This is a genomic window from Paracoccus marinaquae (genome assembly GCF_018860165.1).
GTDB lineage: Bacteria > Pseudomonadota > Alphaproteobacteria > Rhodobacterales > Rhodobacteraceae > Paracoccus > Paracoccus marinaquae.
Window position 1 is genome coordinate 43,059 of the sequence record NZ_JAHKNG010000001.1, and the last position, 13,151, is coordinate 56,209.

Genomic DNA, 13,151 nt, shown 5'->3' on the forward strand with positions numbered 1-13,151 from the left:
ACGGCAGACCGGCCCCGGACCAAACGAAAACCCCCCGCCGAAAGATCGGCAGGGGGCTTCCTGATAACGCTTGATCGCGTCGTCTTACAGCGCGCCTTCGCGCTGGGCCTTTTTACGGGCCAGCTTGCGGGCGCGGCGGACGGCCTCGGCCTTTTCACGGGCTTTCTTGACCGACGGCTTCTCGAAATGTTGCCGAAGCTTCATCTCGCGGAAGACACCTTCGCGCTGAAGTTTTTTCTTCAGGGCACGAAGCGCCTGTTCGACGTTGTTGTCGCGAACATTGACCTGCATGTGGTTGTCACCACCTTCCTAGGTTAGAGTTGCAAAGATTGCAGGAAGCGCCCCAATAGCAGCGCCGGGCGTGTTTGTCCAGAAGAGGTCGAGATGAGCAAGAATCAACGTGAAAACCTGCTGGAGGCGGCGCTGATCCATGTGCCCTTCGACGGGATGAACGACCGCGCGCTGCTGGCCGGCGCCCGCGATCTGGGCATTCCGGAGGCGATGGCGCGGGTTCAGTTTCCGCAGGGCGGGGCCGGGCTGGCCGCCGCCTATCACCGCCGCGCCGACGCGCAGCTGCGCGACTGGCTGCGCGCCGCGCCGCCCGAGGGCAGGTTCCGCGACCGGGTCGCGGCGGCGGTCTGGCACAGGCTGTCGCTGGTCGAACCGGAACTGGTGCGGGCCGGCGCGGCGACCCTCGCGCTGCCGCAGAATGCCGGGCTTGCCGCGCGGCTGGTCTGGGAGACGGCGGATATCATCTGGACCGGGCTTGGGGATCGGTCCGAGGACGCGAACTGGTATTCCAAGCGCGCGACCCTGTCGGCGGTGATCGGCGCGACCGTGCTGTTCTGGCTGGGCGACGATTCCGAGGGCCGCGCGGAGAGCCGCGCCTTCCTCGACCGCCGCATCGACGGGGTGATGCGCTTCGAGGGCGTGAAGGCCCGCCTGAACAAGCTGCCCGGTGCCGGCCTTCTGGGCCGCGCCGCCTTTGGCTGGGTCCGGGCGCCGCAGGCCCGCGACCTGCCCGGCAAGACGACGACCTGAAGCAAGGAGAGACCATGTTCCCCGACGCGATGAACGCCATCGAGATCGCCGCCCCCGGCGAGGCCGATCAACTGCAGATGACCCGCCGCCCGGTGCCGGTGCCGCGCCATGACGAGATCCTGATCAAGGTCGCCTATGCCGGGGTCAACCGCCCGGACGTGCTGCAGCGGCAGGGCCTGTACGCGCCGCCGGCCGATGCCTCGGACCTGCCGGGCCTCGAGGCGTCGGGCGAGATCGTCGGCCTCGGTGCGGGCGTCACCCGCTGGCGCAAGGGGCAGCAGGTCTGCGCGCTGCTGCCCGGCGGCGGCTATGCCGAATATGTCGCCTGCCATGCCGATCACGCGCTGCGCATCCCGCGCGGGCTGTCGCTGCGCGAGGGGGCCTGCCTGCCCGAGACGGCCTTTACCGTCTGGTCGAACGTGGTCACGCGGGGCGGGCTGCAGGGCGGCGAGCGGTTTCTGGTCCATGGCGGCACCTCGGGCATCGGCATGATGGCGATCCAGGTGGCCAAGGCCCTGGGCGCGCGGGTCTTCGCCACCGCCGGCAGCGATGAGAAATGCGCCGCCATCACCGCGCTTGGCGCCACCGCGATCAACTACCGGGCCGAGGATTTCGTGAAGCGCCTCGCGCCCGAGGGGGGCGCGGATCTGATCCTCGACATGGTGGGCGGCAGCTATATCCCCCGCAATGTCAGGACCCTGGCACCCGACGGCCGGCTGGTGATGATCGCCTTTCTGGAAGGTCCGAAGGTTGAACTGAACTTCGCCCAGATCATGGTCAAGCGGCTGACCGTGACCGGCTCGACCCTGCGCCCGCAATCGGACACGGCCAAGGCCGAGATCGCCGACGAGGTGCGCAAGAAGCTGTGGCCGCTGGTTTCGGCCGGTGCGGTGAAGGTCACGATCGACAGCGAGTTCGATCTGAAGGACGCCGCCGAGGCCCATCGGCGCATGGAAAGCAGCGACCATATCGGCAAGATCGTCCTGAAACTGGCGGACGACTGATCCGGCCTGCCCGGGTGATGACTTTTTCGTCAGCCGGCGGGCCTGCGGGCCGTAAATCGGGGTGGGGGCAGGAAAATCCGGCCTGCGATGCGCGGTGGCTGCGGCACCGCGACGCTTTCGGTCGGGCGGAAAGCGCACTAATGCTGGGGCAACCGGAGGAATGCGATGTTCTGGATACTCTGCTTGGTGCTGGCTCTGGGTGTGGCCGCGGCAATTCTGGCGCCGGTCTGGCGCGGGCGCCAGACCGGCGCGGCGGCCCGGCCCGCGGCCGCCTATGACCTTGAGGTCTATCGCGACCAGCTGCGCGAGGTGGAGCGCGATCTGGAGCGCGGCGTGATCGGGGGCGAGGATGCCGCGCGGCTGCGCACCGAGATCGGGCGCAAGGTGCTGGATGCCGACCGCCGGCTGGCCGAGGCGGCGCCGGCCGCACGCGGCGGCACCGCGCTGGTCGCCGCCGTGGCGCTGCTGGCGGTGCTGGCCGGGGCGGTATTCCTGTATCTGCGCGAAGGGGCGCCCGGCGCCCCCGACCTGCCCATGGCCGAACGCCTCGCGCTGGCCCAGCGTGCCTATGACAGCCGCCCCGGCCAGGCCGAGGCCGAGGCCGCGGCACCCCCTCTGGCGCGGGCGCAGCCCGAGGCCGATCCCGAATATCTTGCCCTGGTCGAACAGTTGCGCGCGGCCGTCGCGGAAAAGCCCGACGATCCGCAGGGCATGGCCCTGCTGGCCGCCAACGAGATCCGGCTGGGCAACCTCGCGGCGGCGCGCGAGGCGCAGCAGCGGCTGGTCGAGTTGCGCGGCAGCAATGCCAGCGCCGAAGAACTGATGCAGCTTTCTGCCCTGATGATGGAAGCCGCGGGCGGGCTGATCACGCCCGAGGCCGAGGAGGTTCTGGCGCGTTCGCTGAGCGCCGATCCGCGCCAGCCGCAGTCGCGCTATCTTCTGGGGCTCTTGCAGCTGCAGAATGGCCGGCCCGACCGCGCCTTTCCGATCTGGCGCGAATTGCTGGAGCAGGGCCCGTCGGATGCGCCCTGGGTCGTGTCGATCCGCCCCAATATCCGCGATCTGGCATGGCTGGCGGGCCATCCCGACTATATCCCCCCCGAAGCCCCGGGCGCGTTGCCCGGCCCGGATGCGGATGCGCTGGCGGCCGCCGGGGACATGACGCCCGAGGAACGCCAGCAGATGGTCGGCGGCATGGTCGAACGGCTTGAGGCGCGGCTTGTCGCGGAAGGTGGCACACCCGAGGAATGGGCGCGGCTGATCTCGTCCCTCGGGGTGCTGGGTCACACCGACCATGCGCGCGAGATCTGGGGTCAGGCGCAGGCCCGTTTTGCCGCCGCGCCCGAGGCGCTGGCGCAGCTGCGCGCGGCGGCAGAAGCCGCGGGGCTGGTGGAATGATCCACGAGGACATGGCCGGTTTCGCCGCCTCTCTGCCGGGCGCGGGCGGGCTGGCCGGGCTGGACCTCGGCACCAAGACCATCGGCGTCGCGGTCAGCGACGGGCTGCGGCAGGTGGCCTCGCCCTTAAGCGTGATCCGCCGGCGCAAGTTCACGCTGGATGCTGCCGACCTGTTGCAGATCGTGGCCGAACGCGGGCTGGTCGGGCTGGTCCTCGGGCTGCCGCGCAACATGGATGGCAGCGAGGGGCCGCGCGCCCAGTCCACCCGCGCTTTCGCCCGCAATCTCTCGGCGCTGACGCCACTGCCGATCGGGTTCTGGGACGAACGCCTGTCGACCGTCGCCGCCGAACGCGCGCTTCTGGAGGCCGATACCTCGCGGCGCCGGCGGGCCGAGGTGATCGATCAGGTCGCGGCGGGCTATATCCTGCAGGGGGCGCTGGACCGGCTGCGGTATCCGGCCTGCTGATCCGCGCCCGGCACAGCCCTGCGGCGCGCCGCTGTCCGTTCCCGCGCCAAAGCGTCGCTTCCCGCCTTGCAGGGATTTGCCGCCCTGCTAGATGTTGGCGTCATGAACGACGCCGCCCCCATCTGGACCCGTGACGAGCCGCAGAGTCCCTGCATCAATATCTGCGTCATGCATCCCTACGAAGGGATCTGCGTCGGCTGCTATCGTCGCCTCGACGAAATCGCCGCCTGGGGCAGCCTGCCCGCCGAGACGAGACAGCAGATCATGGCGGAACTGCCGGGGCGCAAGCCGCTGTTGAAAAAGCGCCGGGGCGGAAGGAACGGGCGCCGCGACGGGTGATCCGCTCAGCCGCGCAGGCTGCGCCACAGGGTCAGCACCGCATCGGCCATGTCGCCGCCGCGCGCCAGCAGATGCTCGCGCGCCAGCCCCGAGGCATCCGCCTGCCGGTCAAGCCGCGCCAGCAGGCGCATCAGGCGCCGCCGGTGGATGCCGGTCCAGCGTTGCACCGGATCGGCCAGAATGCCGGCGAAGGCCGTCACCAGCGAGGCCGCAACCGTCAGCAGGATGCCGGTGACAAGGATCTGGAGCGCGGTCGGCTCGGCCGGAAACCAGCCGTTCCACAGCCGCCCCAGCCCGCTGCCAAGCGCGAAATCCTCGATCGCGCGGCTCTGGGCGCGCAGCTCCGCGACCGGGCCGGCCAGCGAGATCACGCCCGGCGTCGCCGCGCCGAACATGGCCACGCCGAAGGTCAGCACCAGCAGCGAGGTGGTCAGTTCGGCGACGGCATTGCGGGTCTCGGTATAATCCGCGACCGCGCGGCGCAGGGTCTCGGGCGGGGTTCGGGACAGCAGCCCCTCGGCTTCCAGTGCCTGCAGGAAGGCGGTCAGGTCGTCGTTCAGCAGCCGCGCGAGATCCGAGGTCAGAAAGATCCGCCGCGCGGACAGCCACCGCGCCGCGCCGCTCAGCCCGGCCTTTCCACAGAGCCAGGCCCCCAGCCGCGACAGCAGAAAGACCGGGGCAAGGGCGACATTGACCGGCGCGCGCAGCAGATCGAAACCCAGGGCCTCGCGGTGCAGCCGCAAAGTCCCGCGCAGGCCGTAGCGCGTGCGCACAAAGCCCTCGACCGCCCGCCGGCGCGCCGCTTCCAGATCAGCCGTCTCTGCCATCCCCGCCGCCCCGCTCAGCCGTCGCGGCAGATAGATAGGCAGGGCCGCACCATCTTTCCAGCATCGACCGCGGCGCGCTGGCACCGCGACCGGGTGTCAGAGCAGAAAATCGCCCGCGGACAGGCGCGACACCCCGACGACGAGGATCTCGAAATCCACGAAGGGATCGCTGTCATTATCCCCGCGCACAAGCATGTTCGCGCCCTGCTTGACCACCCAGACCGCATGATCCCCGGCCCGACCGCCGGTGAAATCGAAGGCCTGATTGCCACCCACCTGCCGGTTGGCGTCGATGCCGCGCAGGTCGATATCGTCCACGCCCGGACGGAAATCGTAGATCCTGTCGCGCGCCGCCCCGGCCCGGCTGTCGGTTTCCGAGCGGAAGATGAACACGTCGCGCTGCGTGCCGTCGAGGCCGCCGTAAAGCAGGTCAAGCCCCGCATCCCCCTGCAGCCTGTCCGTTCCGCGCCCGCCCAGCAGCACGTCGTTGCCAGTCCCGCCCAGCAGCAGATCGTTGCCGGTGCCCCCGTCCAGCCGGTCGTTTCCGCCCCGCCCGTCAAGGATATTGGCGCCGGCATTGCCGGTCAGCCGGTTCGCCAGCCCGTTGCCATTGCCGCGCAGATTGGCCCCGCCCAGCAGGGTCAGATGCTCCAGATTGCCGCCGAGGGTCATCGTGTGCCGCGCCTCGACCGTGTCGATGCCGCCGTTCACCCCTTCGACAATCGTGTCCAGCCTGTCGATCACATAGCGGTCGTTGCCGGTGCCGCCGATCAGCCGGTCGCGCCCGCCGCCGCCGATCAGGACATCGTTGCCGCCCCGTCCGTCAAGGATATTGGCGCCGGCATTGCCGGTCAGCCGGTTCGCCGCCGCGTTGCCATAGCCGCGCAGACTGGCCCCGCCCAGCAGGGTCAGGTTCTCCAGCACCGGGGCAAGGGTCATCGTGTGCCGCGCCTCGACCGTGTCGATGCCGCCATTCGCCGCCTCGACGATCACGTCCAGCGTGTCGATCACATAGCGGTCATTGCCGATCCCGCCGACAAGCCTGTCGCGGCCGGCGCCGCCGATCAGGACATCGTTGCCGGCCGCGCCAAACAGCGAATCGTTGCCGCCGCCGCCCGCCAACCGGTCGTTGCCGACGCGCCCGTCAAGGATATTGGCGCCGTTATTGCCGGTCAGCTGGTTCGCCGCCGCGTTGCCATTGCCGCGCAGATTGGCCCCGCCCAGCAGGATCAGGTTCTCCAGATGGGTGGCAAGCGTCATCGTGAAACTGGCCACCACCGTGTCGATGCCGCCATTCGCCCCTTCGACGATGGTGTCCAGCGTGTCGATCACATAGCGGTCATTGCCGATCCCGCCGACAAGTCTGTCCCGCCCGGCCTCGCCGTTCAGCAGATCGTTGCCGGCCTGACCGTGCAGCGCATCATTGCCCGCGCCGCCATAAATCTGGTCGTTGCCGACACCCCCCACCAGAATGTCATTGCCGCCAAGCCCGCGGATCAGGTCATTGCCGCCAAAGCCCTCGATCCGGTCGGCGAAGACGGTGCCGGTCAGCCGGTTGGCGGCGTCATTGCCGCGGATGGTGCCGTCGAGGATGGTCGTGGTTCCAAAGCTTGAAACCGCGCTTGCTGCCAGTTCGGTCGGGAAGGGCGGGATGACGCGCAGCCGGAACTGCTCGCTGCCCTCCAGGGCCAGGTCATAGCGGACCGGAACCGCGATCTCGGCGCGGGTCTGCCCGGCCAGGAAGGTGACGTTGCCGGAACGCGCGTCATAGTCCTGCCCCGCCTTGGCGGTCCCGTCCAGCGTCTGGTAGCGCAGCGTGATATCGGTGTCGGCCTGGCTCGACAGTTCGACGGCAAAGACGGCCACGCGCCCGCCCGGCCCCTCGCGCAGCTCGGTCCCGACTACCGCCACGGTCCGGTTCAGCCCCGGCCCGTCATCGTCCAGAACCCAGCCGTTCGAGGACAGGGTGCGGATCGATCCGCCGAAGCCGGCCCCGACCGGGTCGTAGAGCTGGACGATGAAGTTCTTGTCCAGTTCGTCCAAACTTTCCCAGCCGGATCGCAACCAGATCTGTTGTGTCGTCTGGCCGGGGGCGAAGGTGATGGTGCCGTTCAGCGGATCATAGCCATTTAAGTCAGTGCCCACGATCGCCGAGCCGGACAGTGTTCTGTAGCTGACCGTGACGGCATCCGCCGCGGGTTTGGACAGACGCACGGTAAAAAGCGGATGCTGATACTCGGGCGCGCCCATGCTTTCGATCGAGATGATTGGCTGGGTGGAATCGTCGTCCATGATCAGGGCATTGCCGGTGGCACCCTTGACCTGATGTGCCTCGCGGATGGCCAGTCCGAAATTCTCGCCGGCCTCGGCCACGCCGTCATTGCGCAGATCGACCTCGACGAAGGCTTCGGTCTGGCCGGCCTGGAAGGTCACGGTGCCGGTCTTGGCAATGTAGTCGTTGGCTGATGTGGCGCTGCTGTCGAAGGTCGCATAGTCGAAGCTGCGGACATCGTCGAAGGCTTCAGAGAGGCTGACGGTGAAGATGGCCTTGCCACCGGCGGCCTCGTTCACGACAATATCCGACACTTCGATGGCACGGTTAAGGCCGGGCCCATCATCGTCCAGAACCCAGCCGACCGCGCTCTGCGAATGGAGGTTTTCTCCGAAGGTTCCACCAACGGGATTCGACAACTGCACGAAAAAGCTCTTGTCGAGTTCGTCCAGGCTCTCCCAATCGGCCCGCACCTGGATCGTCTGTGTGGTCTGGCCGGGGGCGAACGTGACCGTTCCCGCGCCCCCGTTTGCAAAATCGACGCCCCGGATCGCCGTTCCGGACAGGGTGTTGAAATCGACCGTGACGGCATCCGCCGCAGGCTCGGACAGGCGCACGGTGAAATTGAGATACTGGTACTCGGTCGCCGCGACCCCGTCGATCGAGATGACCGGTCGGCTGGTGTCATCATCGGCGATCTGCGCGGTTGCCGTCGTTCCGGTGACCTCATGGGCGCCGGTAATCGACAGGCTGAAACTCTCGGTCCCTTCCGCGAGGCTGTCGTTCAGCAGATCGACCTCGATTGGCTGTTCGGTTTCGCCGGCGAGGAAGGTGATCGTGCCGCTTTGGGCGACGTAATCTGATCCCGCCTTCGCCGTGCCGTCATGGGTCTGGAAGGTGAAGGTGGTATCGGTGGCAAAAGGTTGGGACAGGCTGACAACGAAGGTCGCCTTGCCGGCATTGGCTTCCGATACGATCGGGTTCGATATGGCAATCGCGCGATTCAGCCCGACGCCGTCATTGTCCAGCACCCATCCGACGGTGGAAAGACTGTGGATATTCTCACCGAAGCTCGCGCCAGTCGGATCGAACAGTCTGACGAAGAAGCTTTCGTCCCGTTCGTCCGCGGTCTCCCAGTTGGCGCGCAGGACAATGGTCTTGGTGGTCTCTCCGGGGGCGAAGGTCAGGGAGCCCCGCAACGGGCTTGTGCCGCCGATGACATCCGTGTTCCGCTCGGCGGTCCCCGAGAGGACCTCATATTGGATCGTCACCGCGTCCAGCGGCGCGTCGTCCAGGGTTACCTGGAAGGTGATGTACTCAAATTCCACGGCCGAGGCGGGTTCGATGGTGATGAAGGGCATGGGACAGGCTCCACTTGGAACGGGACAGGATTGTCGGCTGGCAGGGCCGAGACGGGCGGTTCGTTCCATTAGGGGGGCAGTCATTCCGGCGGGCAACGAATTTGGCACCGCCGGGCTGGAAACTGACCAAAAGGGGAGGGGGTCACCGGGCGCGTCACATCCCGTGGCTGTAATTGAACGATCGTTTCCTTGCGATGGTTGAATTTATCGAACGAATCGATGACGTTGACCCGCAGGATGCTGTTTTCGCCCGAAAACCGCCGGCCCACCGCACCCGCGGCTGGCCGGGCCATCGCGCTGCGGAAACGCCCGGATCCGCCCCGGTGGACCCGCGCCGCCCCGCAAGGACGTTTTGACACGCAAGGAGTGGCTTTCGCAGCGGCGGCAAGGGCGGCTATGGTCCCGCCAGACGGGCGCCGGGCAGGGCTGCCGGGCGTCATCGACCCATGGACAAGGAGGCCGGCCATGAGCCAGCATTACCAGGACCTGATCGACCGTTGCGGTCCACTGCCGCCCCTGCGGACCGCGGTGGTCCACCCGGTCCGCCATTCGGTCTTCGAGGCGGTGACCGAGGCGGTCGAGGCCGGGCTGATCGAGCCGGTGCTGATCGGGCCGGCGGCGCGGATCGCGGCGGCCCTGACCGAGGCCGGGCACGACCCCGGGGGTTATGAGATCGTCGATACCGAACACAGCCATGCCGCCGCCCGGACCGCCGCCCAGATGGCCAGCGCGGGGCAGGTCGGCGCCATCATGAAGGGCTCGCTGCATTCGGACGAACTGCTCGAGGCGGTGATCGACCCGGCCTGCGGCCTGCGCACCGAACGGCGGATCAGCCACGCCTTCCTGATGATCAGCAAGGACTATCCGCGGCCCTTCATCATCACCGACGCGGCGGTGAATATCGCCCCCGGTCTCGCGCACAAGGTCGATATCGTCCAGAACGCCGTCGCGATGTGGCGGGTGCTGTGGGGGCCGGAGCGGCCCCGGGTCGCGATCCTGGCGGCGGTCGAGACGGTGAACCCGCAGATGCAGGCGACGCTGGATGCCGCCGCCCTGTGCAAGATGGCCGACCGCGGCCAGATCACCGATGCCCGGCTGGACGGCCCGCTGGCCTTCGACAACGCCGTCAGCCAGCAGGCCGCGCGCGAGAAGGGCATCGTCTCCGAGGTCGCGGGCCTCGCCGACATCATGCTGGTGCCCGACATCGAATCCGGCAACATGCTGGCCAAGCAGCTGATCTTCATGGGCGGCGCGGATGCGGCCGGACTGGTGCTGGGCGCGCGCGTGCCGATCATGCTGACCAGCCGCGCCGATTCGGTCCGGGCGCGGCTTCTGTCCTGCGCGCTGGCGGTGCTGATGGCCGAGGGCCGGCGCAAGGGGCAGATCAAATGATCCCGACGATCCTGACGCTGAACGCCGGTTCCTCCAGCCTGAAGTTCCGCCTCTTCGCCCGCGATGGCCTTGCCCTGCTGGCGCGCGGCGCGGTCAGCCGGATCGGTGCCGATGCCGAACTGAAGGCCAGCCTGACCGGCGGCCCCGAGACCCGCGAGGCGCTGGCCGCCGGCACCGATCACGCCGCGGCGCTGCGGGCGCTGCTGGGCTTCGTGCGGGCGCATGACGATGGCTGGCGGATCGAGGCCGTCGCCCATCGCATCGTCCATGGCGGCACGGGCTATGACCGCGCGACCCTGATCACGCCCCGGGTGATCGAGGATCTGACCGCGCTGGTGCCGCTTGCGCCGCTGCACCAGCCGCATAACCTTGCCGCCATCGCCGCCTCGCGCGGGCTGGTCGGAGAGGTGCCGGACGTGGCCTGTTTCGACACCGCCTTCCATGCCGGGCGCGATCCGCTGTTCACCCATTTCGCGCTGCCGAAGGACTATTACGACAGGGGCATCCGCCGCTATGGCTTCCACGGCCTGTCCTATCAATGGCTGTCGCATGTGCTGGCGCAGGACCGGCCCGATCTGCACCGGGGCAGGGTCATCGCCGCGCATCTGGGCAACGGCGCCAGCCTTTGCGCCATGCGGGACGGGCGCAGCGTCGATACGACCATGGGGATGACGGCGGTGGACGGTGTGCCGATGGGCACCCGCTCGGGCGCCGTCGATCCCGGCGCGATCCTGCTGCTGAAGCGCACCTTCGGCATGGCGCTGGAAGAGATCGAAGAACTGATCTACAACCGCGCCGGGCTTCTGGGCCTGTCGGGCAGGTCGAACGACGTGGCGGCCCTTCTGGCCGACGGCACCGAGGCCTCGCGGTTCGCGCTGGACTATTTCGCCATGCGCTGCGCGCAGGCGGCGGCGGCCCTGACCGTCTCGCTGGGCGGGATCGACGCGCTGGTCTTCACCGGCGGCATCGGTGAGAATGCCGGCCCCGTGCGCGAGGCGATCCGGAACCGGCTGGCGCATCTGGGCCGGTTCGAGACGCTGGTGATCCCCGCCAACGAGGAACGCATGATGGCGATGGAGGCCATCGCCCTGCTGCGGGCCGGCTCCCCGCAAGGCGTCCCCCCGGCAGCCTGACCGGCCCCGGCCGCCCCCACCCGGGCGGCCCTTCGCCCGAAGCCCGGTCCTCGAGTGTCACCGAAACCTTCCCCGTACCGGTGGCAGATCAGCGAAATGGGATCGCGTTCGCGCAGCAAGGCTTCCTCACCGCAGACCTTCGCTGCTCTGGCAGATATTCAGAAGCGGGTATCCGGCACCCCGGAGCCTGCTGCGATGGCCCGGTTCAACAGCGCTCAGCGTTGATCGGGATCTCTGACACTGGTATCATCAAGTCCTGAAAATGGCAGTTATACCCGTATCCAGATGAGAGCATCATCCGACCCCATCCCAGCGAATGCGCGTCGGAGGGTGCCGACTGAATCCGAGGTGCCTGTCGCGGCCACAGACCGGCGCCCGGAAGCGAACCGACTGCGCCAATTGCAAAGCGCGGCCGAGGCCTCGCCGCAGGCCCGAGCGCTGATGAACCTGCAGCGGTTGGCCGACGCCCGTGCGCCGTCTGTCGACGGGTCCGCGCCGGTTCAGGCGAGGGCGCGCGAACCGGTACAGCGGGTATACACCGGCATCAAGAAGCTGCGTATCGGAGTCATTCATTCCAGCAAGAGTGCTGGCGTGACAGCAAACGCACTGCCCGCGCACACCTACGTCTGGATCCTGTCCAACGAGACTGTAGATAAAGACACCTTTCCCGGCATTGATGCGCGTCAAAAGCAGGCCACACCGGACGCGCTGGTCACTGCGAATGCGGGAAACGTCGGCACCTGGCTGATGCAGGACGAGAACCGATCGGGGGGCGAGGTGGTCGCCCGCATCTTCCAGTCGGGCCCCTTCCAAATCCCGAGGCGGCAGAAGCCGACAAATCGCAACGAACTGGATTTCGCGTTCTGGCGCTATGCTGCGTTCAAGTCCTACATCGCTTGGCGCAATGCCGTGGGCGCGGCCCTCGGCTGGCCCGACCCGACCTCGAACATGACGCTGGTGGAAACGATCGACAGCGACACCACCGGCATCTCCGGTGCGACCAACGAAGGGCGCACCGAAGGCGAAGGGCAGAAGAAGACTGTTTCAGCCGACTGGCTGGCCGAAGCCGGCGTCTATCGATGGGACTGGCGGGACGTGGCGGGCCACGAATCCATGAAGGGGCTTTTCGGCGACGATACCGCCAGCCGGGATGCTGCCTTGCAGGAATTCACGCAGCAGTATCTCGAAGCCGAGATCAATGCCCGCAGCAGCATGGCCACGGACATGTTCAACATCTACTTTCCGGAACCCGCGACACGCCTGTCCGGTGCCGCCGTCGCGCTGCTGGCGAATTCCGGATTCGGCTCAATCGCGATCACCAAGGGTGACCAGATAGGGCACAAACGCGAGAGCATCGGCCTGATCGCCGGGCTGGTGCATCTGGATGTACTAGCCGGAACAAATCTCTCCCGCGCGAAGACGAAGCTGAAATTCGCTCCCAATTACGTCGCGACAACCGGCTTGGGTAACCGTGACGGGGACTTCGTGCGGCTGTTCCATGAGTGGTATGCCAAGGCCAGGACGGCAAGCGGCGGGTTCGCAAAGGTCAATTTCCTCGATCTCCGCGAAGCGAAAAATTTTGACCAGTCCTACCTCGATCCGGGTCAGGCGGCGCGGGTGAACAGCTGGCATACCAACACCTATGACACGATGACGCAGGACGCAGCCAAGGCGGGTGCAAGCTTCTTTCATCCCAAAGCCAATTGAAAGGATCGGATGCCGGGCGAGCGGCGACCTTTGAGGGTCCACCGTTCACCGTGTCGCTTTGCGTCATGCCAGAGCGGTTGGCTTCCGCAATAGCTCTGAATGGGACTCAGCGACGATCGGAATTGCAGGGTTTCCACCCGAACCATACGAAACCCTGCAGATCAAGGCGAACAATTCTTCATCTTTATTATATGAAATCAAATGGTTATT

At 67.4% G+C, this 13,151-nt stretch carries 11 protein-coding genes; 8 read left to right on the plus strand and 3 right to left on the minus strand.

Going from position 1 to position 13,151, the window contains the following annotated elements:
- Window positions 1-84: 84 nt before the first annotated feature.
- On the minus strand, window positions 85-291 hold the full coding sequence (rpsU, locus tag KNW02_RS00225) for a 30S ribosomal protein S21 (RefSeq protein WP_022705914.1): 207 nt from the start codon (window positions 289-291) through the stop codon (window positions 85-87).
- Between the two features lie 93 nt (window positions 292-384).
- Between rpsU and KNW02_RS00230 the strand changes: the two genes are divergently transcribed.
- The 5 genes from KNW02_RS00230 (at window position 385) to KNW02_RS00250 (ending at window position 4,249) form a co-directional block, all read left to right on the plus strand.
- On the plus strand, window positions 385-1,041 hold the full coding sequence (locus KNW02_RS00230; RefSeq protein ID WP_216031239.1) for a COQ9 family protein: 657 nt from the start codon (window positions 385-387) through the stop codon (window positions 1,039-1,041).
- A 14-nt stretch (window positions 1,042-1,055) separates the two neighbouring features.
- Complete coding sequence (locus tag KNW02_RS00235; protein ID WP_216031240.1) at window positions 1,056-2,045, plus strand: NAD(P)H-quinone oxidoreductase; 990 nt, start codon at window positions 1,056-1,058, stop codon at window positions 2,043-2,045.
- A 165-nt stretch (window positions 2,046-2,210) separates the two neighbouring features.
- On the plus strand, window positions 2,211-3,443 hold the full coding sequence (ccmI, locus tag KNW02_RS00240) for a c-type cytochrome biogenesis protein CcmI (RefSeq protein WP_216031241.1): 1,233 nt from the start codon (window positions 2,211-2,213) through the stop codon (window positions 3,441-3,443).
- Window positions 3,440-3,910, plus strand: a complete 471-nt coding sequence (gene ruvX, locus KNW02_RS00245; protein WP_216031242.1) for a Holliday junction resolvase RuvX — start codon at window positions 3,440-3,442, stop codon at window positions 3,908-3,910. The genes ccmI and ruvX overlap by 4 nt, the downstream gene beginning before the upstream one ends.
- Before the next feature lie 102 nt (window positions 3,911-4,012).
- Window positions 4,013-4,249, plus strand: a complete 237-nt coding sequence (locus KNW02_RS00250; protein ID WP_216031243.1) for a DUF1289 domain-containing protein — start codon at window positions 4,013-4,015, stop codon at window positions 4,247-4,249.
- 5 nt (window positions 4,250-4,254) lie between these two features.
- Here the strand turns inward: KNW02_RS00250 and KNW02_RS00255 are convergent, their stop codons facing one another.
- Complete coding sequence (locus KNW02_RS00255; protein ID WP_216031244.1) at window positions 4,255-5,076, minus strand: DUF6635 family protein; 822 nt, start codon at window positions 5,074-5,076, stop codon at window positions 4,255-4,257.
- Window positions 5,077-5,172: 96 nt separating this feature from the next.
- Complete coding sequence (locus KNW02_RS00260) at window positions 5,173-8,709, minus strand: Calx-beta domain-containing protein (RefSeq protein ID WP_216031245.1); 3,537 nt, start codon at window positions 8,707-8,709, stop codon at window positions 5,173-5,175.
- A 465-nt stretch (window positions 8,710-9,174) separates the two neighbouring features.
- Between KNW02_RS00260 and KNW02_RS00265 the strand changes: the two genes are divergently transcribed.
- From KNW02_RS00265 to KNW02_RS00275, 3 genes are all read left to right on the plus strand, one after another.
- A complete protein-coding gene (locus KNW02_RS00265; RefSeq protein ID WP_216031246.1) occupies window positions 9,175-10,101 on the plus strand; it encodes a bifunctional enoyl-CoA hydratase/phosphate acetyltransferase in 927 nt (308 codons plus the stop codon).
- Window positions 10,098-11,234, plus strand: coding sequence for an acetate/propionate family kinase (locus KNW02_RS00270; RefSeq protein WP_216031247.1), 1,137 nt, complete (start codon window positions 10,098-10,100; stop codon window positions 11,232-11,234). The genes KNW02_RS00265 and KNW02_RS00270 overlap by 4 nt, the downstream gene beginning before the upstream one ends.
- A 330-nt stretch (window positions 11,235-11,564) precedes the next feature.
- Entirely contained in the window at window positions 11,565-12,941 is a 1,377-nt protein-coding gene (locus tag KNW02_RS00275) for a hypothetical protein (protein ID WP_216031248.1), read from the plus strand.
- Window positions 12,942-13,151 lie beyond the last annotated feature (210 nt).

What these genes read in the sequence shown, in the direction of transcription:
- ruvX (WP_216031242.1), top strand. Translation starts at nt 3,440, where the DNA reads ATGATCCACGAGGACATGGCCGGTTTCGCCGCCTCTCTGCCGGGCGCG.
- KNW02_RS00270 (WP_216031247.1), top strand. Translation starts at nt 10,098, where the DNA reads ATGATCCCGACGATCCTGACGCTGAACGCCGGTTCCTCCAGCCTGAAG.
- KNW02_RS00230 (WP_216031239.1), top strand. Translation starts at nt 385, where the DNA reads ATGAGCAAGAATCAACGTGAAAACCTGCTGGAGGCGGCGCTGATCCAT.
- rpsU (WP_022705914.1), bottom strand. Translation starts at nt 291, where the DNA reads ATGCAGGTCAATGTTCGCGACAACAACGTCGAACAGGCGCTTCGTGCC.
- ccmI (WP_216031241.1), top strand. Translation starts at nt 2,211, where the DNA reads ATGTTCTGGATACTCTGCTTGGTGCTGGCTCTGGGTGTGGCCGCGGCA.
- KNW02_RS00250 (WP_216031243.1), top strand. Translation starts at nt 4,013, where the DNA reads ATGAACGACGCCGCCCCCATCTGGACCCGTGACGAGCCGCAGAGTCCC.
- KNW02_RS00255 (WP_216031244.1), bottom strand. Translation starts at nt 5,076, where the DNA reads ATGGCAGAGACGGCTGATCTGGAAGCGGCGCGCCGGCGGGCGGTCGAG.
- KNW02_RS00235 (WP_216031240.1), top strand. Translation starts at nt 1,056, where the DNA reads ATGTTCCCCGACGCGATGAACGCCATCGAGATCGCCGCCCCCGGCGAG.
- KNW02_RS00265 (WP_216031246.1), top strand. Translation starts at nt 9,175, where the DNA reads ATGAGCCAGCATTACCAGGACCTGATCGACCGTTGCGGTCCACTGCCG.
- KNW02_RS00260 (WP_216031245.1), bottom strand. Translation starts at nt 8,709, where the DNA reads ATGCCCTTCATCACCATCGAACCCGCCTCGGCCGTGGAATTTGAGTAC.